General features: G+C 34.5%; 20 protein-coding genes and 1 pseudogene. 6 read left to right on the forward strand and 15 right to left on the reverse strand.

The genetic code is table 11. The annotated features are described in order from the left end of the window. Nucleotides 1-92: 92 nt before the first annotated feature. The 4 genes from ACPWTF_RS11515 to ACPWTF_RS11530 form a co-directional block, all read right to left on the reverse strand. Nucleotides 93-290, reverse strand: coding sequence for a hypothetical protein (locus tag ACPWTF_RS11515; RefSeq protein WP_427875524.1), 198 nt, complete (start codon nucleotides 288-290; stop codon nucleotides 93-95). Between the two features lie 6 nt (nucleotides 291-296). Beyond that, nucleotides 297-1688, reverse strand: a complete 1392-nt coding sequence (locus ACPWTF_RS11520) for a radical SAM protein (RefSeq protein WP_095928473.1) — start codon at nucleotides 1686-1688, stop codon at nucleotides 297-299. Then, nucleotides 1678-2421, reverse strand: a complete 744-nt coding sequence (locus tag ACPWTF_RS11525; protein ID WP_427875525.1) for a prolipoprotein diacylglyceryl transferase — start codon at nucleotides 2419-2421, stop codon at nucleotides 1678-1680. Before ACPWTF_RS11525 ends, ACPWTF_RS11520 begins: the two co-directional genes overlap by 11 nt. Nucleotides 2422-2549: 128 nt before the next feature. Then, nucleotides 2550-3044 carry a hypothetical protein gene (locus ACPWTF_RS11530; protein ID WP_427875526.1) on the reverse strand — a complete coding sequence of 165 codons (495 nt, stop codon included), beginning with the start codon at nucleotides 3042-3044 and terminating at the stop codon, nucleotides 2550-2552. 165 nt (nucleotides 3045-3209) lie between these two features. Between ACPWTF_RS11530 and ACPWTF_RS11535 the strand changes: the two genes are divergently transcribed. Then, entirely contained in the window at nucleotides 3210-4169 is a 960-nt protein-coding gene (locus tag ACPWTF_RS11535) for a helix-turn-helix transcriptional regulator (protein ID WP_427875527.1), read from the forward strand. A gap of 48 nt (nucleotides 4170-4217) precedes the next feature. Here the strand turns inward: ACPWTF_RS11535 and ACPWTF_RS11540 are convergent, their stop codons facing one another. Both ACPWTF_RS11540 and ACPWTF_RS11545 read right to left on the reverse strand, forming a co-directional pair. Beyond that, on the reverse strand, nucleotides 4218-4718 hold the full coding sequence (locus ACPWTF_RS11540; protein ID WP_427875528.1) for a DinB family protein: 501 nt from the start codon (nucleotides 4716-4718) through the stop codon (nucleotides 4218-4220). 47 nt (nucleotides 4719-4765) lie between these two features. Beyond that, nucleotides 4766-5245, reverse strand: a complete 480-nt coding sequence (locus ACPWTF_RS11545) for a DinB family protein (RefSeq protein WP_250834837.1) — start codon at nucleotides 5243-5245, stop codon at nucleotides 4766-4768. Nucleotides 5246-5539: 294 nt separating this feature from the next. Between ACPWTF_RS11545 and thiL the strand changes: the two genes are divergently transcribed. After that, nucleotides 5540-6586, forward strand: a complete 1047-nt coding sequence (thiL, locus tag ACPWTF_RS11550; protein ID WP_427875529.1) for a thiamine-phosphate kinase — start codon at nucleotides 5540-5542, stop codon at nucleotides 6584-6586. A 117-nt stretch (nucleotides 6587-6703) separates the two neighbouring features. On the opposite strand, the gene ACPWTF_RS11555 is transcribed toward thiL, so the two are convergent. From ACPWTF_RS11555 to ACPWTF_RS11580, 6 genes are all read right to left on the reverse strand, one after another. After that, nucleotides 6704-7402 (reverse strand): response regulator, encoded by a 699-nt coding sequence (locus tag ACPWTF_RS11555; protein WP_427875530.1) that lies wholly within the window; start codon nucleotides 7400-7402, stop codon nucleotides 6704-6706. Further along, complete coding sequence (locus ACPWTF_RS11560; protein ID WP_427875531.1) at nucleotides 7392-9446, reverse strand: tetratricopeptide repeat-containing sensor histidine kinase; 2055 nt, start codon at nucleotides 9444-9446, stop codon at nucleotides 7392-7394. Before ACPWTF_RS11560 ends, ACPWTF_RS11555 begins: the two co-directional genes overlap by 11 nt. Before the next feature lie 96 nt (nucleotides 9447-9542). Then, a complete protein-coding gene (locus ACPWTF_RS11565) occupies nucleotides 9543-9818 on the reverse strand; it encodes a hypothetical protein (protein ID WP_427875532.1) in 276 nt (91 codons plus the stop codon). 176 nt (nucleotides 9819-9994) lie between these two features. After that, entirely contained in the window at nucleotides 9995-10804 is an 810-nt protein-coding gene (locus tag ACPWTF_RS11570; protein WP_427875533.1) for a LytR/AlgR family response regulator transcription factor, read from the reverse strand. Between the two features lie 270 nt (nucleotides 10805-11074). Continuing rightward, nucleotides 11075-12616: a glycine--tRNA ligase gene (locus ACPWTF_RS11575; protein WP_095928483.1), complete on the reverse strand. Its 1542-nt coding sequence runs from the start codon at nucleotides 12614-12616 to the stop codon at nucleotides 11075-11077. A 139-nt stretch (nucleotides 12617-12755) separates the two neighbouring features. Next, on the reverse strand, nucleotides 12756-14174 hold the full coding sequence (locus ACPWTF_RS11580) for a T9SS type A sorting domain-containing protein (RefSeq protein WP_427875534.1): 1419 nt from the start codon (nucleotides 14172-14174) through the stop codon (nucleotides 12756-12758). Between the two features lie 345 nt (nucleotides 14175-14519). Here ACPWTF_RS11580 and ACPWTF_RS11585 point away from each other — a divergent pair, with 345 nt between their 5' ends. Next, a complete protein-coding gene (locus ACPWTF_RS11585; protein ID WP_427875535.1) occupies nucleotides 14520-15053 on the forward strand; it encodes a ComF family protein in 534 nt (177 codons plus the stop codon). A gap of 15 nt (nucleotides 15054-15068) precedes the next feature. Here the strand turns inward: ACPWTF_RS11585 and ACPWTF_RS11590 are convergent, their stop codons facing one another. Further along, nucleotides 15069-17744 (reverse strand): reprolysin-like metallopeptidase, encoded by a 2676-nt coding sequence (locus tag ACPWTF_RS11590; RefSeq protein ID WP_427875536.1) that lies wholly within the window; start codon nucleotides 17742-17744, stop codon nucleotides 15069-15071. Nucleotides 17745-17936: 192 nt separating this feature from the next. On the opposite strand from ACPWTF_RS11590, the pseudogene ACPWTF_RS11595 reads away from it, so the two are divergent. The 3 genes and pseudogenes from ACPWTF_RS11595 to ACPWTF_RS11605 all read left to right on the forward strand — a co-directional run bounded on the left by ACPWTF_RS11595 (nucleotide 17937) and on the right by ACPWTF_RS11605 (nucleotide 20448). Continuing rightward, nucleotides 17937-18883: pseudogene (locus tag ACPWTF_RS11595) on the forward strand (bifunctional riboflavin kinase/FAD synthetase). Nucleotides 18884-18981: 98 nt separating this feature from the next. Beyond that, the gene (locus ACPWTF_RS11600; RefSeq protein WP_250834827.1) at nucleotides 18982-19419 is read left to right on the forward strand and encodes a hypothetical protein; all 438 of its coding nucleotides are present in this window, start codon (nucleotides 18982-18984) and stop codon (nucleotides 19417-19419) included. Between the two features lie 162 nt (nucleotides 19420-19581). Further along, nucleotides 19582-20448, forward strand: coding sequence for a cupin-like domain-containing protein (locus tag ACPWTF_RS11605; RefSeq protein ID WP_427875537.1), 867 nt, complete (start codon nucleotides 19582-19584; stop codon nucleotides 20446-20448). Between the two features lie 47 nt (nucleotides 20449-20495). On the opposite strand, the gene ACPWTF_RS11610 is transcribed toward ACPWTF_RS11605, so the two are convergent. Continuing rightward, nucleotides 20496-21599, reverse strand: a complete 1104-nt coding sequence (locus ACPWTF_RS11610; protein WP_427875538.1) for a T9SS sorting signal type C domain-containing protein — start codon at nucleotides 21597-21599, stop codon at nucleotides 20496-20498. After that, nucleotides 21565-26163 (reverse strand): beta strand repeat-containing protein, encoded by a 4599-nt coding sequence (locus tag ACPWTF_RS11615; RefSeq protein ID WP_427875539.1) that lies wholly within the window; start codon nucleotides 26161-26163, stop codon nucleotides 21565-21567. Before ACPWTF_RS11615 ends, ACPWTF_RS11610 begins: the two co-directional genes overlap by 35 nt. Nucleotides 26164-26200 lie beyond the last annotated feature (37 nt).

Consider the following 26200-nt stretch of genomic DNA (forward strand, 5'->3'; position numbering starts at 1 on the left):
TTTTTTTTTGCGATTTAACGATCGAAAAGCTGTTTCAATTTGGAACAGCTTTTTTATTTGCCAAGTGTAATTCTATTCGTTTTGGGATTTTCTTATGACAGAAGTGTTCCGCATATTCCCAAGCCAATAATCAGATATAGAGCTCCTATAATAAAACAAACCTTTGCTCCATTGGGACTATTTTTCTTAATTGCAAAACCAACGATCGTCATTAAAATTGGTGGGCCAACCATAATCGCTACAAAAATTGCGACCAAACCACTTAAATTACCTACTTCTAGCGCTGTCATATTCTTTTATATGTTAGTTCTTAATTCTTCTAATCTTTTTACTTTATCATCTCTGTAAAACAAATTCATGGTTTCAAAAGGAATTATTTTATTATCCTTATTGACAATATGTACGCATGATTTTTTTATTGCTCTTACATCAAAATTATAGGCATCAATAAACTGCATAATAATAATTCTAAACAGATTGTCATATCCTAATTCTGGTGCATCAATATTAGGAAGACAGCATAATATCGATTTCAAGTTTTCTTGTGCTACTTCTACAGAATTTCCTGTACTAAACAAGTCTATCATTTTGCCGCGAAGCACTTCATCCTGCTCATAAATAATAGTGTTTTTACTATTGTCTAATAAATCGTTTGGATTAATATATCTCGTTAACGGGAAAACTTCGTCTCCTAACTTTAACGCATAACCCATTACCAAAGCGTCAGGATTACAGGGAACTGGAAGTAAATCATCTGAATTGAAAACTGTGGTTTGCTCTAGAATTTTTCTTCTTACTTCTGTTAATGTCATGCGATCGGTTTCTAGGTTAAAGTTCTCCAATCTACCCGCTATTTGAGTCGGCTGAAATGTAACGCCTCGAACGCATTTTTGCTTTAGCGCAAACTCAACGATTTTACCTATTTCATGATCATTTAATCCTTTTTGAAGCGTAACAACCAAAGTGGTAGATAAATTAACTTCATTTAGATTTTCTAAAGCCTGTTTTCTTATTTCGCTTAAATCGGCTCCACGCAATTCTTGCAATACACTATCTTCAAAAGAATCAAACTGAAGATAGATTTCAAAATCTGGAGCATAGCTTTTTAGCCTCTGAACGAATTCTTTGTCTTTTGCAATTTTAATTCCGTTTGTGTTTAGCATTAAATGCTTTATCGGAATTGATTTTGCATAATCCAAAATTTCAAAAAATTCAGGATGTATCGTTGGTTCGCCTCCACTAATCTGTACAACATCGGGTTCTTTTTCATTTTTTACAACCGTATCGAGCATTGCTTTTATTTCTTCAAGAGTTCTGTGTCTCCCATAACTAGGCGATGAACCAGCATAACAAGTCGGACATGTCAGATTACATCGATCTGTAACCTCAACAACTGTGAGGCAAGAATGCTGTTCATGATCTGGACATAAACCACAATCGTATGGACAACCATAATGCGTTTTTGTATTAAAAGTATACGGCATTTCAGATGGTTTATTATAATTTCGGATATTCTTGTAATATTGAATATCGTCGGCAATTAAAACCTTAGAACTTCCATGTTCCGGACATCTTTTAAGCATGTAGACATTCTCGTCTTCAAAAACAATTTTAGCATCAATTCTCTTTAAGCATTCTGGACAAAGGCTTAATGTAAAATCATAATAAGTATATTTTCTAACTGGCATTTTTTACAAATAAATTTAAAATTGTTTTGTTATAATAGAGCAGACAAATCAAACATAAGATCTGAATGGAACTTATTCCGAAAATTAGGAAATAATTGGGTTTCAGAAATTCTACGAAAAAGCGAAACGTAAAATAGGCAATCATAAAATACTGAAATATAAGTCCGTTTTTTATATTTCTGCTTTTTAATTTCTTCAGAACAAAAAACAAAATAATCAGAAAAAATAATTCGTACAAGGCAATTGGATGCCTCATAATATTGTCACCAAGATTCATACCCGTAAAAAAGTTTGTTTCTTTTCCATATGTAAACTCATTGGTTCCAGATAAAAAACAGCCTATTCTACCTATAAAAATTCCTAGAATAATCGGAAAGGTAAATAAGTCGCCCGATGATTCTTTTTCTCCTATAATCTTCTTAGCAATTTCAACGCCCAAAAGTCCGCCAAACAATCCTCCCATAATGGTCTTCGCATTGAAAAGTTCTAAAATTGATGTTGCATCAAGATGAAAAATAGGATTTTCTAGAAAACCCATAATTCTAAATCCCAAAAAAGCTCCAATTGCGGCTCCCAATATAATGGATAATCTATTGGAAGAAACAATAGTATCATTGGTTCTTTTTCTCAAAAAAACATAATAACGATATCCTAAAAAAAATGCCAGATATTCTAAAACTAAATGGATATTGATTTCATAACCAAAAATAACTGGCTCAAAAGGAAACTTCATTTTTTACGCTAAGATTTAGTACTATAATTCTGTAAAGATGCAAAAAAATGTTTAAATTCATTTGACTTATAAAGTAAAAGCTGTTCTAGTTTAGAACAGCTTTTTTATTTCTATAAATTTTGCTTTTATTACGCTGATGGCTGATTTAGAGACCACCCATCCAAAATTAGATTTTGAATAAATCTATCATTATCAGTACCATCATGTAAATTATAAACATTCTCTTTTGCCACAAAAAAATGAGTGAGTTTATGCAATCCATAAAATCCCCCAAAAAGAATGGAAAAAAAACCTGCTATGAAAAGAAACACGCCTAAAGTCGAAATATAATAAAACAAAAGTCCCAATAAAAGTGGAACTATCATGCATGTTATTAATCTGGATTTACTCACAGATTTATCATGAATTTCTTTGCATGATGCACATCTTGGAATACCAATTAATAATTTTGAATATTTTACGGATCTATACACAATAAGATTAGTACGGTCGTCAGTAACATAAAGTGCTACAAAGTGAGTGTCTTTCATGTTTTGTATTTGCGATTCTTCGCAATATGCACATGTAGTTTCTTTAGGTTCAAATCTTTTTTCATATTCATTGAAAATGTAGTTATCAATCATATAAGGTCTTTTATAACTTAATAATGTTTCTATATTACCTTTCAAAAGTACCTTTTCATATTTTAATAATTAAAAAATATTTAAAAAATACCAAAAACTGTATCTTTGAATCTCTACAAAAAAATTAGAATCTCAGCAACTCAGAACCTTAGAATCTTAAAAAAAATGCTTGACGAAACTCCAAAACGATTTGACCGAATTGTAGCTATTCTTATTCAATTGCAATCTAAAAAGATTGTAAAAGCACAAGAATTAGCCGATCGTTTTGAGTGCAGTTTAAGAACCATTTATAGAGACATTAGAACTTTGGAAGCATCTGGAGTTCCTATTTATAGCGAAGCTGGAGTTGGTTACGCATTGATGGATGGTTATCGACTTCCGCCTGTGATGTTCACGCGCGAAGAAGTGAGCAGTTTTATTGCTGCCGAAAAATTAATGCAAAAGTTTACCGATCCTTCTTTGGGAACACACTACGCATCGGCGATGTACAAACTGAAATCGGTTTTAAGAAGTAACGACAAAGATTATCTTTCGAGCATCGAATCTAGAATTGTAATGCAGGATGCAGAACCCATGTTTAATGATAATTCGCCCAATACTTTGGCCGTTCTTTTTGAAGGAATTGCAGAGAAAAAACAAATTCTTTTAACTTATAAAACTTTTGACAAAGAAGAAACTACGCAACGAAATTTAGAACCTGTAGGCGTTTTTCACGATAATAACAATTGGTATTTTCTAGGTTATTGCCATCTTAGAAAAGACTATCGCCAGTTTAGAACCGATAGAATTCAGGAAATAAAAAAAACAGAGCTTGATTTTACAATCGAACATGATTCTCTAGAAACATATTTGACCAAAACCGAAACGATTCCGACAACAAAAGTTCGAATTTTGGTTCAAAAAAAAATAGCACGATACTTAGCCACAGAGAGGAAGTACCACGGTTTTATTTCTCAAAAAGAAGTAGGTGACGAAATCGAAATGACATTTATGTCTCATAGTTTGCAAGATGGTTTTCCGAGATGGTTTTTAATGTTTGGAGATTATGCCAAAATCCTAGAACCAGAATCTTTAAAAACTAGAGTTTTAGAATTATTAGAAATCAATAAAAAAAGACTTTTATAAAAAACTCCCAAAGAGAATTTCAGATTCTATCTTTGGGAGTTTTTTTAATTATTGCATAGTCTTAATTACATTATAAAAATTATAATCGGTGTTTGAAGCATCTGTAATTCCGACATTTCGCCCAATTGTTACAATCTGACCGCGATGATACGTTCCATGATTGATAACTTGGATTAAATATTCGGAAATGGGCAATTCGCACTCAAACCACGGATTTACTATTTTAACTTCTTTCATTAAATCTTCTTCAGATAATGAGTTAATAAGATGTTTCAATTTTGTAGACGAATTTAATAATCCAGCAAATATTTCCTCTTTTGACAAATCACTTTCTGCTCTCTTTTCTGACAATGAAGATTCGGAAATAACAGAAAACCAATATTCTTCCGTAGACCAGATATGATCAAGTGTTTTCATAATAGTAGAAAAGCTCGACGACACTTCTGCATAAAGCAATTCATCTGATTTCGGCGAAAGCCAATTCACAAATTGTTGATTTACCCACAAATTATAATCTGCATAATTTGACATTATCTTCTTTAAACTCATAATCTTAGTTTTAGATTTCTGATATTAAGTTAGTAAAAAATCATTAATTATCTCTCCCAGAAAAACGGTGGCTCGATATTTAAAGCTCTTAAATAAACGTAAGCTTGTCCGCGATGATGCACTTCATTATCAATAAAATATAGGATATTCTGAATTACAGGAAATTCATATTGTCCAAAAAGATTAAAGGTCTCGCTAAAATCCTCAACCGATAATTGTTCCCAATATTTATTGATTTCTGCTGTAGCTTCATCCCATTTTTCCAAATATTGCGCTTTGAAAATCAAATTGTCTTTTCCTTCTGAAAATGCTTCCGTTTGTTTAGTCACAATTCCTTTTAGCCCTGGAACTGCAATAGCCAAAAGTTCATCTACTAATTTTGCAAAAGGACGCATTCCGCCAATTGAAAATTCGAAAAAATCTTTCTCCGGAAAAATCTCAATTAAACGACGTGTAAGTGCTCTGTGTCCTTGCCAGTGTTTTAATAAATCTTCTGAAGTAATAACTTGTGCTTCTAATGTTTTCATGGTTTTAAAGTTTAAATATTTTTAATACTTCAAAAGTAAAATGGGCCGGTGACAACAGTTTGTCAGCAGCAAAAAATAAATGAAATTTTTTTTTACTGCTGACAAACGTAGAGACGCACTACAGTGCGTCTACACACATTATGTGTTAAACAATGAGTATATACAGGACGTAAGACGCACTGCGGTGCGTCTCTACAGAATAAAAAACTTAGAACCTTAGCATCTCAGAATCTTAGCATCTTTAAAAAAATCCTTTGTACCTTTGCACCTTAATAACTTTGGAACTTAACAGAAATGATAGAAGATAAAAATCAGCAGAGAACCAGTATAGCGCAATTGGGCGAATTCGGTTTAATTGAACATTTAACCAAAAACTTTGACGTTACTCAAGAATCTACTTTAAAAAGTATTGGCGATGATGCTGCTGTTCTTGATTTTAAAGACAAAAAAGTAGTCGTTTCTACCGATTTATTAATTGAAGGAGTTCATTTTGATTTGGCTTATATGCCTTTGAAACATTTAGGATACAAAGCAGTTGTCGTAAATGTATCAGACATTTGTGCCATGAATGCAAAACCGACTCAAATTACAGTTTCGGTTGCGGTTTCTAATCGTTTTCCGCTTGAAGCTTTAGAAGAATTATTTGCAGGAATTACACATGCCGCTAAAGAATATAAAATTGATGTTATTGGCGGAGATACAACCTCATCTCAAAAAGGATTAATTATCAGCATCACTGCAATTGGTGAAGCTGACGAAAACGAACTGGTTTACAGAAACGGAGCCCAAAAAACAGATTTATTGGTTGTAACGGGAGATATTGGTGCGGCTTACATGGGATTGCAGGTTTTGGAACGCGAAAAACAAGTTTTTCAGGTTAATCCAAACAATCAGCCCGATTTAGATCCATATACTTATTTGGTAGAACGCCAATTGAAACCTGAAGCACGAAAAGATGTTCGCACCCTACTTCATGCTTTAGACATAAAACCAACGGCAATGATTGATATTTCAGACGGATTATCTTCTGAAATTATTCATATCTGCAAACAATCTAAAGTCGGTTGTAATTTATATGAAGATAAACTTCCGTTAGATCCGCAGTTTATTTCTACTTGCGAAGAATTTAATATCGACAGTACCACAGTTGCTATAAATGGCGGTGAAGATTACGAACTTTTATTTACTATTGACATTAATGATTTTGACAAAATAAAAGGAAATCCGAACTTCTCTGTTATCGGACATATGACGGAAGAAAATGAAGGAATTCACCTTGTAACCCGCGCCAACACAAAAATCGCTTTAAAAGCACGCGGATGGGATGCTTTGAGTGAATAATTTTTAGAAAATTCCAATATTAAAAATCCAAATTCCAATAATGACTTGAACATTGGAATTTGGATTTTCTATTTCGCTTTTTTTGGAATTTGGAATTTCATTATTTGAATTTGGCTTTTAAAAAAGTCCTTTGCTTTTTGCCTCTTTAACCAAATCTTGATCAGAACCACTTTTTATTTTTAGCAAATCCATTAAATGCTTTTTTCTTTTTTCTACCGCATTTAATGAAATCGGAATAACTTGAAGCATTGCTTGAATTGAAGTTCCTTTTTCTAAATGAATTAAGATCTGTTTATCGTATTGATCAATCTCTATTGCATTATGCGTAGATTGATTCAGCATTTTTACCACCGACTGGCTATAATATTTTTCATTTTTCATTACTTTATCAAAAGCCAGAAGTAATTCGTCAAAAGTAAGGTCATTTTTAATGATCAATCCGTTTGGCTGAATTGTTCTGATAATGGTTTTAATTTTCAGCAATTCGGTATACATCGTCAAAAGAATAATCTTGCACGAAGGCATTTTTTTCAAAAGTAATTTTGCCAGATCTTCACCCGAAAATATCTCTTTTTCTTCGTAAGGAGGCATACTGATATCCAAAAAAGCGATATCAAACTCAGGCGTGCTATTGCTTTCAATTATATCATAACCAGATTTGCAGTCATGCGCCTGTGAAATTAAGAACTCATATTGTTTTGGATTATAACGAGTTATAGCATTTTTATAGCCTTCAATAATAAATGGATGGTCATCTACTATTAAAATATTCTTTCTAACTAATTGTGGAACTGAGGCTGTTAAATCAAATGTCATTATGCAGGTTATTATTTGGCTCTATTGGGACTTTTATAGTGAGAATTGTTCCTTCTCCTTTGGCAGACTTTATCGTAACTGTACCCTTACACTCTTTCGCTCGATATTCTATATTATGCAGACCAATTCCGTTTTTGGTCTTATTGGTATTAAATCCAATTCCGTCATCTTCAATGGTTAAAACCAAATTATTGTTTTCGTTTTTAAACTCCACTTTTATAATATCAGCATTGGCATATTTATTACAATTTTGGAGTCCTTCCTGAACAATTCGATACAAATTGATTTTTTCAATATTACTTATCGAATCCCATTTAATATCAGGATCAAAAGTAGTAATCAGCTTCGAACTATACGTATTTCTTTGATCTTCAAACAGTTTTCCTAAAATAGAGACAAAATTATTAATTAATTCTGACTTTTCTCTATTTAAGTCATGCGAAATTTCTCTAATATCCTGCTCTACATTTTTTAGTTCTGTAAGATACTTTTTTCTTTTAAAAACAGCTTCTTCTTCGTCTAGTTTATCCAAACTATCCAAACTTATTCGAATACCAAACATTCGTCCTAAAACGCCATCGTGCAGCTCTTGTGCAACTCTTTTCTTTTCTTTTATTCTTGTAAGCTCAATTTCATTTTGCTGCGAAATCATCAAATTGTAAATATCTTCATTTGCAATCTGTTGCTGCTGTTTAAAAAGCAATTCTCGATTTCGGGCTTGCTGTGTTTTGTAAACATAAAAAAACAGTCCGAGCAATGTACAAATACTAAATACATAAACCAAAGTTTTATTTTTTTCCTGAAGATTGGAATTTTGGTCTTTAATTTCGTTGGTTTCGTATTCAATGCGAGAGAACTTCTCTCCCATTCTTCGTTCTGCTTTTAACAATTTGTCATTTAACTGAATATATTCTTTCGAATATTCCGATGCATTTTTAGGATCAACGACAGCTAACTGTTTTAAGGCTTCAAGTGTGTTTCTTAGTTTATTGGATTTTTTAGAGAGGCTTAAAGCTTCCTGAGAGAGTTTAATTGCCTGAAAAGTATCTTTTTTAATGGCATAAAATTCAGACAGATGTATTTTGTTTAAAATTATTCCCGATGTCAAATTTAAACTGTCTCTAATTTTCAGCGATACATAAAATTGTTTTGGAATATCTTCAAATTCATTCATTTTAATTTTTGAGTATGCTAGATTATCTAACAGCATGGCATACAACGATGTACTTTCTTGAAATAAATTCTTTTGTTTGAGACCTTCAGAAAAATTTTGTTTTGCATTTTTATAATTTTTCATACTTAAATACACAAAACCAATATTATTAAGTGAAGTTGCCTTAAGCTGAAAATCTGACGGAATCGAGGGATCTTTTAAAATCGCCAATGCTTTATTATGAAACTCTAAAGCTTTATTATATTCTTCACGCTCATTATACAATATTCCTAACAGATTATAACATTGATAGAGCAGATCGCTTACATTTTTCTGGTCCTTAAGTATTTTCAGCGCTTTAAAAATGGTAATTTCACTTTCAAACAAATCACTTCCTTTAAACTGAAGATCGGCTTTACTAAAATAGGTTTTAGCTAAATTAATTTTATCATCAATTTGCTTGTATATTTTTTCTGCCTTGAAGTAAACTAAAAAAGCGCTATCTGAAACTGACTTTCGACTATAATAATCTCCAAGATAAGTATATGCTTTTGCTAAATTTATCGAATCGCGACTGTTTAGGGATCTTGTTACAATTAATTTAGAAATACGACCATACGACTGTAAATCGTTCATATTATAGTATCTATTGGCCACTTTAAATAAATTTACTTTATTTAAAGAATCATCTTTTTCACTTAAGATAATTGCCAATGCTTTTTCATTATAATCCTCTTTAAGCTTACGAGATAAATCAATATCGTTTGCCAATGAGAGATAAATAGATAGGCTATCTTTAGAAGGATTTAAATTTTTATAAAGGTTATCTTTCTTGGTACAACCAAATAAAATTAAGAATAGAAGCAATACTATTTGGCTATATTTTTTCAAAAGATTTTGATTTTCATCAAAAATAACAAAAGTATAGATACAAAAAAAGGCTATCAATTGTTGATAGCCTTTTCTTATATTTTTATTTTTTAACTTTTAGTCAAGTTTTCTATTTAAAGTAGATAATTGAGAGTCAGAATTAACTCCACCAATATTTGCAAAATCTGATTTTCTATCTGGAACTGTTTTTTGTCCTCCATCTATAGGTAGAAAGCTATCACGTTTTCTGTCTGGAACCGTTTTTTGTCCTCCATCAATTGGAGTAATAATACTTAATGTTTCACTTGGACGAGCAGAAGTTGTTGGGTTTGCAAAAGAAGTTGCAACTATTACTAATGAGAATAATCCGAATGTTAAAGCTGTTTTTTTCATGACCTGAGGTTTAATGTTTTGTATTATTTTTTTTGGAGATGATTCGTTGTTTGTTGCGAATCAGAGTGTAAAACTAATACTGAGGTCGAAAAAAGTTTATACGAAAAAATGAGTTTGTGGTAGATCGTACCCAATTGATAGTCAATGGATAGCAAATTAATGTAATCGCCTAATTTTTAGACTTCTAGATAATTTCCTGCTGCAAAATCGGCAATAATCTGCTCTACATTTCCTCGATAGGTTTTAGAAAAAGGAATCTTTTTAGTGGAGTTTTTTATGTAACAGATTGAGTTTCCGCTATGAATCCTTGAAATGTAATTTCGATTAATTACATAACTGTTATGAATACGAATAAAAGGGTATGTCAAAACACTTTCAAAATGCTTTAAAGTTTTAAACGCCGTAATCATTTCGCCAGTATTTAAATAAATATCTGTCGAGTTATTATCGGCTTGGAAATAACAAATATCTTCTGCATTTAAATATCGATAATCGCCATATGATTTTATACAAATCGTTAAGGGTTTTTGAATGTTTTGCGGAATCGTTATTTGATCTATAACAACAGAAGAAGGCTCTTCCCTAAACGGAGCAATTTGCGTCTCTAAATTGGCTTTATTGAGTTTTAAAATTGTTTTTAAAAGATCGTTTGATAGAATTGGTTTTAAGAGATAATCAAAAACGCCATATTGAATAGCATCAAAAGCTTTGTCTTTTTGCTTTGTGGTGACAATAATTTTGGGAATCTGCTGAAAAAACCGATGAAGCTCGCTAATAAAAGTCAAAGACAAAAGACTCGCAGCATTTTGGGGTTCGATTTCGAGAAAAATCAAAGCCGGTTGGTGCTCTAAAACCAAATTTAAACCGTCCTGAAAAGTTGATGCCGATGCCATAAAAGATAATTCTGAAAAACCTGAAGCGGTTGTTTGAGTTTTCAAAATACTCTCAGCGTCATCATCAATTATAATATACGAATACTTTTTCAATTTCGGGTTTTGTTGGTTTTCTCACTACGCAATCATAATCAAAAAATAGCTTTTATTTGATGTAATGAAGAAAAAAATTGCTCTTGACGGTATTACAAATTTAAAATTACGGATTTAAACATTTTAAAAACCTCATTGTTAACACATTAAACTCAAATGTTAATACATAAAGATGAAATGCAAAAAAAGCCGATAAAATACCTTCTTTCTAAAATCAAAAATCCCAAACTCCTTTACGGAATTTGGGATTTCTATACTAAACTGTAAAGATTACATTTTCATTAACCAGTTTTTCATCGAAACTTCGTTTTCGATAATACCTCTTAATTCAGTAATTTTTACACGATCTTGTTTCATTGTATCTCTATGACGAATTGTTACTGTTTCGTCTTCAAGTGTTTGGTGATCTACTGTAATACAGAAAGGCGTTCCTAAAGCATCTTGTCTTCTATAACGACGTCCTACAGCATCTTTTTCATCATAAGCCACATTGAAATCCCATTTCAAATCTTCGATGATCTTTCTTGAAATTTCTGGTAAGCCATCTTTTTTAACCAATGGCAATACCGCTGCTTTAGTTGGCGCTAAAACTGCTGGCAATTTTAAAACTGTTCTTGTAGAACCGTCTTCTAATGTTTCTTCTTTTAATGAAGTTGCAAAAACAGCCAAGAACATACGATCTAAACCAACAGAAGTTTCTACTACGTAAGGAACATAGTTTTCGTTTAATTCAGGATCGAAATATTGTAATTTTCTTCCAGAATATTCTTCGTGCGCTTTTAAGTCGAAATCGGTACGAGAGTGAATTCCTTCCAATTCTTTAAATCCAAATGGGAAATTAAATTCGATATCGGCAGCCGCATTTGCATAGTGCGCTAATTTCTCGTGATCGTGAAAACGGTAATTTTCTTTTCCTAATCCTAAAGATAAATGCCACTTCAAACGCGTTTCTTTCCAGTACTCGTATGATTTCATTTCTTCTCCCGGACGTACAAAAAATTGCATTTCCATTTGTTCGAACTCACGCATACGAAAAATAAATTGTCTTGCTACAATTTCATTTCTAAACGCTTTACCCGTTTGAGCAATTCCAAAAGGAACTTTCATACGACCCGATTTCTGAACATTTAAGAAGTTCACAAAAATACCTTGAGCCGTTTCCGGACGCAAATACAAGTCCATTGCATTTTCTGCAGATGCACCCAATTTTGTTCCAAACATTAAGTTAAATTGTTTTACCTCTGTCCAGTTTTTAGAACCCGTTTCAGGATCAGCAATTTCTAGTTCTTCGATCAAAGCTTTAACATCAGCCAAATCTCCGTTTCCTAAAGAACGACCTAAACGCTCTCTAATTTCTTTTTCTTTAGCCAAATATTCAATTACACGAGCGTTTGTAGTTACAAACTCTTGTTCGTTGAATGCATCGCCAAAACGAGCTTTTGCTTTGTCAATTTCTTTTTGCGCTTTTTGGTGAATTTTTTCAGCATGGTCTTCAACCAAAACGTCAGCTCTATATCTCTTTTTAGAATCTTTATTATCAATTAACGGATCATTGAATGCATCAACGTGGCCAGAAGCTTTCCAAGTTGTTGGATGCATCAATATTGCAGCATCAAGGCCGACAATATTTTCATTCATCTGAACCATTGATTTCCACCAATATTCACGGATATTCTTTTTCAATTCGACACCGTTTTGTGCGTAATCATATACAGCACTTAAACCATCGTAAACTTCGCTTGACGGAAAAATAAATCCGTACTCTTTTGCGTGCGAAACCACATTCTTAAATATATCTTCTTGTTTTGCCATAGTGATGCAAAAATATGAAAAGTGAATTTAAAAAAAAGAAAAATAGCCGAAGATTGCCCGATTTTCTATCTGAAAATAGAAAATCATGTTTTATTCTATAGACTAGAACGATAATTACTTCACTTTTCTTTCTAAAACCCTATTTTTTAATCAGTTTAAAAGTTTCTGATTTATCTTGGTTGCTAATAGTAAGAATATACAAACCCGCTGATAATCCTGAAACTTCTATGGTTCTATTGTTTGAAATTCCCTGGCGTAATTTTTGAGATTGTACATTATATATTTCATAAGTAAAATTAGGATAGGAATAATTAAATACCTCAATCTTACTTTCTGCAGGATTAGGTGCTATGTAGGGCAAGTCTTTTGGTGCAATAGTGGTAATTCTATTTTGATCCTCGTTGCATGCTTTCTTAATAAGGCTTTCTAGTTCTTTGTTAAAGTATTTTTTTTCATAGCCCAAATCACGTGCTTTCTGAAAATAATCGCAAGCTTTTTGCGACTTCCCTAGATCATCATACACTATTCCAAGATATTTATTTGCTACAGAGTTTTTTTCATTAATTCGTAAAGCTTCATTCAAATCTGCAATTCCCAAATCGGTCTTTCCTAATTTATGATAGGCCAGCCCTCTTATTGTTCTTAAATCACTCTCTTCTGTTCCGTATCCATTTTCATATAGATTCGTTTCATTTTTAAAAGCAATATTTATATTTTCTACTGCTTTATCATACTGCTCCAATTCCAAATATGTATAGCCTAAAACCCAGTGCGCAAAATTATGATTTGGAAATCTGCGCTCCACTTCGTCCAAATAATAAATTGCCAATCGATAATCATGAACTTCTGTTGCTAGATAAGCTCCTAGATTAAAATAATGTCTTGTTTCTTCCGGATCAATCTGAATTGCCTTTAGCCTGTAATCAACACTAAGATTATCGTTTTCAAATCTGGAATAAATGGTAGAAAGCCTACTGTAAATTTCAGCCAAATCCTGATTTAATCTGGGAAATTGTGCAGCATTTGGACTTGCTTTAAGATTTTCTAGATGCGCTTTAAATCCTAAAAAATCAAACTCTGCCAATACATTGTCCTCAAGATAAGTACGGCTTGCTGCTCTGCCATAAAGTAGTCCGTAATTATTAGGATCTGATTTTAATAACTCATTATTTTTGACAATAATCGCATAGTTTTCTTCGACTTTTACTTTATTTTTGAGATTATCCTCTTTAAAGAAATCAGTTCTTTTAATCAAAATTCCTTTTTTAAAAAGCCATGTAGTTTTTAACTTTCCATCGCTTGAAAACTTTTGACAAAGACCATTCATCTGACTGTTTTCATCAAAATAAAATCTTTCATCCATTCCTCCAACAATATGATAGGTTTTAATACTATCTAGCATTTGATCTGCTCCCAAATAAAACTCTCTCGCAACTAGTCCATTTTTAAAATAAGTTTTGTTTACGGTTCCTTTTTTTTGAGCAATGGTGTGAGTTTCAAAAACTAAAAAAATGATTATAGTTAAAATCACACAGCAAGTTTGGCAGCTATTTTTCATATAAAGTATTGATTCAGTGTCTTTAAAATTAAATTACTTAAGTTTTTAAAAACTAAAAAAACTTTTTATTGTAAAAATATTTTGATTAAAATTATTATTTCAATTATATTTATTCAAAAGTCGGTAGTATTTTATCGCTTTAACAAAACCCTCACTACACTAAAAATTATTTCTCTTTTAAAACTAAACCATCCAACTGTGTTTCATTATCTTATTAACCTTTTTTTCCCTAAAGTCTGTAGCGGATGCCGCGCTCTTTTACTTCAAAACGAAACGGTTTTCTGTACAATTTGCCGACATGAAATGCCTCTCACTCAATATCATTTAAATCCAAAAAATGAGGCCATGAAAAAGTTTTATGGCAAGATCGATATTCAATTTGCCTCTACCTTTTTGTATTTCAATAAAAAGGGGATGGTTCAAGAATTAATTCATAATTTAAAATACAAAGGCCATCAAGAAATTGGCACTGTATTGGGAAGCTGGTATGTTGAAGATTTAAAAGAACTTCAATTTGAAAATCCTTTTGATGCTGTAATTCCGGTTCCACTTCATAAAAGAAAATTTAAGGAACGCGGCTACAATCAAGTTACTACTTTTGGAAAAGCAATAGCATCTGGTTTTGGAATTCCGTTTGAGGAAAATATTTTAATTCGAAAGATATATTCTAAAACACAATCCAAAAAGAATCTTTTGGGAAGATCGGAAAATATCGAAAACATTTTTGATGTTGAATTTACTGAAGCCGATTACAACAAACATTTCTTAATTGTTGATGATGTACTCACAACTGGAGCAACAATTGAAGCTTGCTCGCTAGCTTTATCAAAAATTCCTGGCGTAAAAATCAGTATGATTTGTATGGCGATGGCCCATTAAGCCATTTCCAAAAATTTAGTTTACTAATATCTTCTTCACTACTTTTCTCTCCCCATCTGTAACCGTCAAGAAATAAAGTCCTGAAGGCACATTTGGCAATTGAATGTCTTGGATGAAATATCCTGAACCTTGAAAAGTTCTTTCGTAAACATATTTCCCTACAATATCATTAACATAGACTTTAATCTCACTTACTGAATCTCTACTAAATTGTACTGTGAAACTTCCTTTATTTGGGTTTGGATAGGCAACAAAGTCAACATTTTCAAAATCATCGTTTCCTAAAGTATAGGTTCTATTACAAATATTTACCGAAGCAGAATTAATCGTTCCTGTCATTCCCACCTTATCGTCAATAACTCTAAAAGTCCATGTACCTTGCGAATTTTCTCCGTTAAAAGCACTTAATAAACTTGATGGAATCACGATTTGACTTGTCGTTGTACCGCAGTTTAATGCAGATCCGCTATCATCAAATTGTAAAGCAAAAGTTGATTTTGTATTAGCGCAATTTTTATTGAATAAAGTTACAACTGTTCCTTTTGGGCTTACGATTTCCATAGTCAAATCTGAAAATCTATCATGTGTTACATTTACCGAAACGTTGACATCTGAAATAGATCCAGAAGAAGCGGGCACAGAAACCGTTCTATTCACATAAACATTATCTCCTGTCGAATATCCGCCTCCAAAATTATAAGATGCGCAAGATGTAGAAACTGTGTATCCTACAGCAAAAGGAGTACTGTTGACGGCATAATAAATATTACCAACTGGCTCTATTAAAAGTCGGCAAGTTGTAGAAGCCTCAATTTCTGACGGAACTAAGATAGTTTCTGTTCCATCATTTGGTGTATTGCCTGCTAAAACAATTGGGAATGTTGATCCGCCATCTAGAGATAATTTTATATTCACGTTTGACGATCCTGGAAGTGTATTTGTGTTGTTTACGTTCCAAGTTATGGTTTGTGCAGATTCTTTTGCCCATGCGATATCGCCTTCTTTTTGTGAAGTTACGGCAAATGGCCCAGCTGCAGCAGTTACCGTTACAACCATCGCATCTGTATAGGTTTGTCCTTTTCCTTGTACCGCATTGTCTCTTCCCGTAAGGGTAAAATTCATGGTTTTTCCAATAGAAGAAACAGATTCCCAAGTTGTAGTCAGCTGATTATTGAGTACTGAATTAAGAGCAGGCATATAACGGACTGGTGATGTTGTGGGCGTAAAAGATCTAAACATTGGCCCATCTCGTTTTGTTGGAGAAGGAAAACTATTATTTCCAAAAGCCGTTGTTGCACTATCATATTGTTCCCAAGTATAGGTTATCGTATTACCTTCAGGATCAGAACCCGTTCCGGTTAAAATAAATGGCGTACTAATTGGAATGGTATAATCTGAACCTGCATTTATAACAGGCGGATTATTATCGACTATAGGTGTTGAAACTGGACACGTTTTTCCAGCCAAATTATTCTGTATCTGATTGATGCTTGCATAAGAAAAATAAGAGTCAGAATGATCCTGAACATTATAGCCATCTGTTACACCAGCGTATCCCATAATCGTAGAGCCACTTCCCGGTTCGTAGCATGCCCCCAGTCCTTCATTTGCATATGAAAAAGTATGCGTTGCCCCAAGTTGGTGCCCCATTTCGTGAGCAACAAAATCAATATCAAAATTATCTCCTTCTGGTTTTCCATCTGCTGGAGAGGTATAAGCACTACCCTTTCCAACAGAATTGCTAGGAGTTGGACTATCGCATACACAGCCAATACAACTGGCAAGTCCGCCGCCTCCAGAACCTCCAAACAAATGACCAATATCGTAATTAGCCTCACCAATAACGTTAGTCAATGTGGTCTGAACTTCTTTCGGCCAAGTAGGATTATTGAGATCAGCACCTATTCTCGGAATAGAATAAGGATCTGCAGCAGCATCTGTATAAACAACAGCATCATTATTGGCAATTAAAATTAGTTCTACAGCAAGGTCTCTATTAAAAACGCCATTTACGCGAGTTAAAGTCGCATTCATTCCTGCTAAAGCTCCCTCCTTTGTACCGCCAAAATAGGCTGCGTACTCACCTGTACAAGATAATGCCAATCGAAGTGTTTTAAATTGTTTGGCGCTAGAAGTTGTTTTTGCAGTAGTCGTAGATTTATTTTCAGAAATCGAATGGATTGTTTTACAATTCAAAAGCGCTCTTGAATCTGCATTATCTGCCGACTTAAACAAAACATATTCTGATTTGTTATCAGGATTTTGTTCCATATATTCAGTTGGTTTTTCAGTTCTAAAAACCATTGTCTGTATGCCGATTGGAGCAACACTAAAATATACTTTTGCACTTTTATCGTCTAATCCGCGACCTTCATAAGATCTAATTTGTGGATATTTTGCCTGTAATTCTGGATCAAAATTAGATGATTCCCAAACTGCAAAACGTTCTAGATTTCCATCAGTATTTGGAATTGTAATTTCTGATGTTGTATTTTTTGCTGTTTTACTCGATGCCGAAACTAACTTAGAACTAAGAAGATTGGCATTTAGCTTATAATATAATTTATTAGAACTCGCCCCATCTGCCTTTCTTGAAAGCGATGAAGAAGTTACTTTTTGCCATAAAGCATCTTGTGCATTAGCATTGGCAAAACAAAAAATTAAAAATATATAAAGTAGTTGTTTTTTCATACCCTCAAAATATAATATCAAAATTACTTTAATTAATTTGAAATCATATTATCTATCCGACAATTATTGCTTTTTCGTCGACGAGTTGGCAAATTTTTACAAAAAGATAGATTATGCGTTAAAATTCGATTTGGCATAGTATTAAATTTAAAACAGAATAGTATAAATTTGCAGCATCTTAAATAATTTGTTTTGAAGCTCTTTCATTCTATAAACGATTTTCAGTCAACCAAGAAAACTATCTTAACTCTTGGTACCTTTGATGGTGTGCATATTGGTCATAAAAAAATTCTAAAACGAATTACTGAGAATACTGAAAATGGGAAATATGAAAGCCTGGTTCTTACCTTTTTCCGCACCCACGAATGGTTCTTCAAGAAAAATCTGAAATCAGATTACTGAATACGATTGGCGAAAAAATAAAACTTTTGGAAGCGACAGGTATTGAGAACTTAATTGTTCATCCTTTTAACGAAAGTTTTTCAAGACTTACAGCAGAAGAATTTGTTCGTACTATTTTGGTGGAGAAATTTCAGATTCAAAAAATTATTATTGGGCATGATCACCGTTTTGGTCGTAATAGAACTGCCAATATTGATGATTTAATTGCTTTTGGAATTGAATACGGATTTGAAGTAGAACAAATTTCTGCAGAAGAAATCCAAGATGTTTCGGTGAGTTCAACCAAAATTAGAAATGCTTTAAATGAAGGAAACATGGCTTTGGCCAACGAGTATTTAGGTTATAACTATTTCTTGAATGGAACTATTGTGAAAGGAAAACAATTGGGACGAACAATTGGATTTCCTACAGCTAACATTAATATTGAAGAAGATTACAAACTAATACCAAAAATCGGTGTCTATGTTGTAAAAGCTACCATAAATGAAGAAACTCTTTTTGGTATGATGAACATTGGATTTAATCCAACGGTTAATGGCGAAAAGCAAACCATCGAAGTTCACTTGTTTAATTTTGATAAAGATATTTACGATCAAAGCATCGAAGTTTCTTTGCTTCATTACATTCGCGATGAGCAGAAATTCAGTTCGATAGATGCATTAAAAGCACAGCTTCATCAGGATAAAATGGATTCTTTGGCTTTTATAGATTCTTCTCTAAAAAATCAGACTGTATAGTTTTTACCGTTTTTAAATCATCGTAGTTATTTTTTTAGTAAATTTGATAGAACACTGTTTTTCAAATATTTACTATTAACTTCTAAAAAATAACCACTATGAAATTACCTAAAGAAATTACCAACGGGTTTTTGATTTTCCTCGGAATTGGCATTTATTTTTTATTAATGAATGTACTAGGTTTAGCAGATTTGTTTTACCTGAGAACACTAAACGTTTTCTTTATATTCTACGGTGTTAACAGGACAATGCAGATGAACCTACAGGAAGGAGAAACCAATTTTCTATCGAATGCTATTTCTGCAATGACCACTTCTGTGGTTGGTGTATCTATGAGTGTATTTGGCTTATTAGTTTATAGTTACGCTCGAGGTGGAGATGCTTACGTAAGAACTTTGTCTGAAACTTTCATGTTTGGAGGAAATCCATCAGTGCCAACTTATTGTATTTGTTTATTATTTGAAGGAATTGCTTCTTCTGTAATTGTTACTTTAATGATGATGCTGTATTGGAATAACAAATATGCAGCCGATTAATCTGAAACTGCTGCAAAATTTTTACGGAAATCACTTTTTATAAATGCCTCTTTTGAGCATCGATTAGATTAAAAATTTTAGTCAATAGAGATCTTAATTCTCAATAAATATTTTTAAATTGCTTGTAGCAGACAGTTATAAGCAATTTTTTTATTTATAAAAATGAAATTAAAACAAATTGAAAGGGTAAAAAAAATCTCAAAAGAAGAGTTTGTTTCCCAATATGTAAAAAAACAAATTCCTGTTGTTATCGAAGAATTGACCGAAGATTGGCCAGCTTATAACAAATGGAAATTATCTTATATGAAAGAAATCGCAGGAGATTTGGTCGTTCCTTTATACGACGACAGACCTGTAAATCACGAGGATGGGTTCAACGAGGCGCATACCACAATGAAAATGAGCGATTACATTGAGTTACTACAAGAAAAGCCTACCAATTATCGTATTTTTCTTTACAACTTAATGAAACAGGTTCCTTCGTTAAAAAATGACTTTTTATGGCCTGAAATTGGTTTAAAATTAGTCAAGCAAATGCCAATGTTGTTTTTTGGCGGTGAAAATTCGAAAGTGTTTATGCATTATGATATTGACTATTCGAATATTCTTCATTTTCATTTTCACGGAGAAAAACAATGTATGATTTTCCCTCCTAGCCAATCAAAATTTATGTATAAAGTTCCTCACGCATTAATTTCGAGAGAAGATATAGATTTTGACCATCCAGATTATGAAAAATTTCCAGCACTCAAAAATGCCGAAGGCTATATTACCAATCTAAAACATGGAGAAATGCTTTATATGCCTGAAGGATATTGGCATTATATGAAATATCTAACGCCAGGATTTTCTATGAGTTTGAGATCGTTTCCAAAAAACATTGTCAATTTATCCAAAGCAGCATACAATGTTTTTATTATGCGTCATTTTGATATTATGATGCGGAAAATTCAAGGCCAAAAATGGATTGACTATAAAAACGAAAGGGCGATTACCAATACGCATCAAAATTTACAGCGTAGTGCTTAATAAATGTAAAAAGCGGTTGAGAACTTAAAACTCAACCGCTTTTTTATTTATCTAAATACTATTTTTCTTGTCACTGTATTTCCATTATCTAAAGTGATTTTAACCAATAAAACTTGAGGGCCAGATTGAAAATTTGGTATTAGCCATTCTTTACTTTCTATTTGTTTTTTACGATATAACAATTTGCCTCCCACATCATAAATAGCGACTTCGTCCAGATTTTCCTGCTCAGGCATAGATTGCAATCTGATGTTTTTATCTTTAACCGAAACAAAAACCCTCTTATCTTGATTCTCAAAATCTTCGTTTCCTAAAGACTTGCCATCTGTATAACGCAATACAAATCGATCCAGAAAAGTTCCTGGCGCAGAGGTAAATGTATATCCTCCAGATTTAAGGTTATGTACCGTATTTGTTACCTTATCGTGCAAAAATATATCCTTACTCGCCAAATCTCCATCTGTATGATCGATAGCGATTGTGAAATCACCTTTTTCAATAGTAGACTTATATCCTAACGGAATGGTATCTGTTACAACAAAAGGAACTGCTCTTCCTTGAATAACTAGTTTATTGGCTTCATTGATGCTATAAAAATCTACATAAGGATTTCCATTTAATGTAACCGCATCATAATTAAAATCAAAAGAATTTGTCGCCCCTGTTATATATCCAATTAGTAATTGCTTAAAAGCCCCTTCTTTATTCGTAAGATTTAACCACACACGATGTTTTTCTACAACTAACGTAGATTTATAAAATTGGCTATTATTGCTAGGTACTCGCATTGAATTTGTAAAAACACCTCTTTGCCCTGTTCTGGCTTTAGCAAAAAATGCTTGTCCAGCAGCAATATACCCTTTTGGCGGAGTTTGATTTCCTGGTGATGGAGCACCAGTACCAATTAAATTACCAACTGAAGTATCGCCTGACAAATTATATATTGCATAATCATCACTAGTATAACGATAGGTATTAGTTCCTGGAACAGTTATTCTAGGAGAGGTGTTATGAGTCCAAAAAAATAGTGTCCCATAAAAATTAGCGGCATTATCACGAATAAATAGATCTGCATAAATTGCTGAAGGATATGGATTACCAAAAAAGCAAAACTTTTCAGCAGCAGCCGTAGGCAGCTTGGATTGTTCCATTATTTGGCACTCCGATAAATTCCCCTGAAAAAACACTTGGAGTTCCAGTCGCAAAAGATTGTGAACCTCTAATGCTATAACCTACTCCTGGTTCCATTTCCATTGTACCGTACAAATTGGTTGCCCACTTAAAATCAGAAGACCAGTAAGAGTATTTATCGAATAAAGTTTCTGGCGAAAAATCTTTCATAGTAATACCTACTACTGGAGAAGACCAATAGGTAAGATCAAATCGTCTTACAGATGTTTTTCTTCTGTAAGTTATATTTCCAGTATTATTGACATCGGCAACCTGAACCAAACTTGAGTTATTTTCAAAAATCAAAACACCATTACCCAACACACTGACTTCATTTGTCACCGTTAAAGAATTTGTTTCTTCTACAATTAATGATCCATTATTTTCAATCGTTAATCTACTGGCAAAAAAACTTCCATTGGTTCCAGAAATAATAGGATCAACACCTACATCTGGAATGTCTATACAGTCGGAAGCAACAGGAACTCCTGCTGGAGTCCAATTTGCAGGATCCCCCCAATTGGCGCTAACATTTCCATTCCAAACTTTAGTAACAAAAGCATTTATTGTAATTGGTGTTACTTCTGATTCGCATCCCGTTGTACTATTTCTCACTTGCACATTATAACCTCCAGAAGACAAACCTGTAAATATTCCCGAAGTATTACTAAAATCTACTCCATCAACACTATATGTATATCCTGTTCCAGATGCAGGCGAAGTAACCGTGATAACACCTGTATTATTGATACAGCTTGGCTGTTGTATTACTGAAGCAGTTGGCGCAACTGAAACTGCATTGACAGTTAAAGAAACATTTTGAGTAGACGGGCAGCCATTTGATGTTGTAATAGTCATTATACCATTGTAAGTACCTGCTGTGGCATTTGCTGGAACATTCACATTTATAATATCTCCTGATCCAGAACTAAAAGGAAACGGTGTCGCTCCTTGATCTGTCAATGCAATCCAATCGATTTCATAACTAACTGGAGAACCCGTAGTAGAATTGTAACTTAAAGTAGTAGTCTGCGCTGAAGAACTTTGACAAACTGGAGTAAAGACCCCTGCAGTACTTATTGTTGGAACAGCATTAATCGTTAAAGAAACGGCTTGAGTTGCCAAACATCCATTTGACGTAGAAATTGTCAGTACTCCGCTGTAATTTCCTGCTGGTGTATTTGCTGGAATAGTAATATTATTAATGTTTCCTCCTCCCGAATCGAAAGAAAAAGCAGTAGCTGCTTGATCATTCAATAATGCCCAGTCTATAAAATAGCTAACTGGAGAACCTGTTACAGCAGAATATGGCAGAGAAGCTGTTTGCTCTAATGCATTTTGACAAATTGAAATTAAATTTCCTGATGTTGTAATTGTTGGGACTGAATTAACTATTATAGTAAAATTATTGCCTGTCGAAATACAGCCAGCTGCATTAGAAACTGTTAATGTTCCTGTGTATGTTCCCGCCACCGTATTTGCTGGCACCGCGATAGTAATCGAGTTTGCTGGCAAGGTCGCATTTGTAACCGCTGCAAAGGTATTGGTCGGACTCACATTCCATGTAATGCTGTATGTCGTCGGTGCATTTGTAACCGCACTGTAAGGCAAAGTAGTGCTTTGTGCACTTGTACTTGCGCATACTGCAGTAGTAGCACCTAATGTTATGGTCGGCAATGGGTTTACGGTAACTGTAAAATTGTTTGCTGATGACACACATCCGTTTGCATTGCTTACCGTTAAGGTTCCCGTGTATGTTCCCGCTGCCGTATTTGCAGGTATAGGGATATTGATTGAGTTTGCTGGCAAGGCCGCATTTGTAACTGCTGCAAAGGTATTGGTCGGACTCGCACTCCATGTAATGCTGTATGTCGTTGGTGCATTTGTGACAGCACTATATGGTAAAGTTGTGCTCTGTGCGCTCGTACTTGCACATACTGCGGTAGTGGCTCCCAATGTTATGGTCGGCAATGGGTTTACGGTAACGGTAAAATTGTTTGCTGAAGACACGCATCCGTTTGCATTTCTAACCGTTAAGGTTCCGGTGTATGTTCCCGCTGCCGTATTTGCAGGTATAGGGATATTGATTGAGTTTGCTGGCAAGGCCGCATTTGTAACTGCTGCGAAAGTATTTGCCGGACTGGCATTCCACGTAATGCTGTAGGTCGTTGGTGCATTTGTGACAGCACTGTAAGTCAAAGCTGTGCTCTGTGCGCTCGTACTTGCACATACCGCAGTAGTGGCTCCCAATGTTATGGTCGGCAATGGGTTTACGGTAACGGTAAAATTGTTTGCTGAAGACACGCATCCGTTTGCATTGCTTACCGTTAAGGTTCCTGTGTATGTTCCCCCCGCCGTATTTGCAGGTATCGGAATATTAATTGAACCTGCTGGCAATGTAGCATTTGTAACTGGTGCGAAAGTATTTGTCGGGCTGGCATTCCACGTAATGCTGTAGGTCGTTGGTGCGTTTGTCACAGCACTGTAAGTCAAAGCTGTACTCTGTGCGCTCGTACTTGCACATACCGCAGTAGTGGCTCCCAATGTTATTGTCGGCAATGGGTTTACGGTAACTGTAAAATTGTTTGCTGATGACACGCATCCGTTTGCATTCCTTACAGTTAAGGTTCCTGTGTATGTTCCCCCCGCCGTATTTGCAGGTATAGGGATATTAATTGAACCTGCTGGCAATGTAGCATTTGTAACTGGTGCGAAAGTATTTGCTGGACTGGCATTCCACGTAATGCTGTAGGTCGTTGGTGCGTTTGTGACAGCACTGTAAGTCAAAGCTGTACTCTGTGCGCCTGTACTTGTGCATACCGCGGTAGTAGCTCCTAGTGTTATTGTTGGTAACGCGTTTACAATAACGGTAAAATTATTTGCCGATGATACACATCCGTTTGCATTTCTAACCGTTAAGGTTCCCGTGTACGTTCCCGCCGCAGTATTTGCAGGTATCGGGATATTGATTGAGTTTGCTGGTAATGCAGCATTTGTTACTGCTGCAAAGGTATTTGTCGGACTTGCATTCCACGTAATGCTGTATGTCGTTGGTGCATTTGTGACAGCACTGTAAGGCAACGTTGTGCTCTGTGCACTTGTACTTGCGCATACAGCAGTAGTGGCTCCCAAAGTTATTGTAGGTAACGGATTTACAGTTATAGTAAAATTTGTTGGAGCGGCAGACACACACCCAGCCGCATTACTAACTGTTAGCGATCCAGTATATGTCCCACCAGCAGTTCCAGCAGGAACCGCAATACTTATTGAATTTGCTGGTAAAACTGCATTTGCAACAGGCACAAAGCTATTTGCAGGACTTGCATTCCATGTTATACTGTAATTTGTTGGTGCATTCGTAACTGCCGAATAAGGCAATGTCACGTTTTGCAAACTTGCGCTAGCACAAATGGCTGTAGTTGAGCCTAAAGTTATTGTTGGCTGAGCACTAACTACGATATTGACAGCATTATTTGTACTAATAGACGAAGTACAATCTACTGAAGTTAAAGAAGTAACTGTAATAGTGCTATTCCCTAAAGTAGTCAAGCCCCTTGCGGTAAAACTTCCAGATCCGGCAGCCCCAACTACCATCGTTTCTGTAAGTCCTGCCGCATTGGGTAGACTTCTATTGTACGTTACTGTATATGTACCAGCCGGCAGACTAGCCGCTGACCCCGATAATTGCACTTGTGTGGTTGTTCCAGTACAAACGTTTGGAGCCGATATCGAAGTAAAGCTGTATGTCTTACAAGTATAAGTAATATTAAGATACCCTCTTGCACCATTCCCCCCATTTTGTGCAACATTTGCACTTAAAGCTCCTCCTCCTCCTCCTCCATTAGTTCCACCATTAGTTCCAGCTAGATCTGTTAATAATAGAGTAGATTGTGCAGCTCCTCCAGCTCCAGCTCCAGCTACTATACCATAATTACCCGCATTCCCACCAGCACCAGACGTAAGAAGTAAGCTTAATCCAGCAACTCTACCATTTGTACCGTTTGCCCCTATTGCTGTTCCGAGATTTCCAATAGCGCCAGTTCCGCCAGTTCCGCCAGTTGGAGTAGAAGTTGTTGCAATATTAGCATTTCCTCCCTGACCTCCAGGCGCATTAAAAACAGTTGTAAATCCTGTTATGTATGATGCGCCTCCAGATATTCCATTACCAGCTCCTCCTGTCGCAGCTGCTCCAACTACAAAACTCAAATTCGATAATCCTGTTGTGGTTATTGTTCCTTTTGCATAAGCTCCGCCGCCGCCGCCGCCGCCGCTTCTTCCTTCGAGAGGTGTCACTTTCGCTCCACCGCCAGCACCTCCGGCACCCCAAGCTTCAACAGTAACAACATCCATACCTGCAGGCAGGAGAAGAGACCCACTAGCTGTGAATGGATGAGATATTTGTGCTTTTGAAGTAGTATAAAAAATTGATAAAACTAAAACTAGCAGAATTCTTAATCTCCTACTTGATTTTAATGGTTTCTCAATATAAGTTACTAAAGATAAAAGGCTGAAGAAACTCAGCATGGTAAGTAAATCTTTTCTCATCTTGTGGCATTTTAGTAATTGAAAAATAAATTCAAAC

It is taken from the genome of Flavobacterium sp. MMS24-S5 (assembly GCF_050320125.1).
GTDB classification, from domain to species: Bacteria; Bacteroidota; Bacteroidia; order Flavobacteriales; family Flavobacteriaceae; genus Flavobacterium; species Flavobacterium tyrosinilyticum.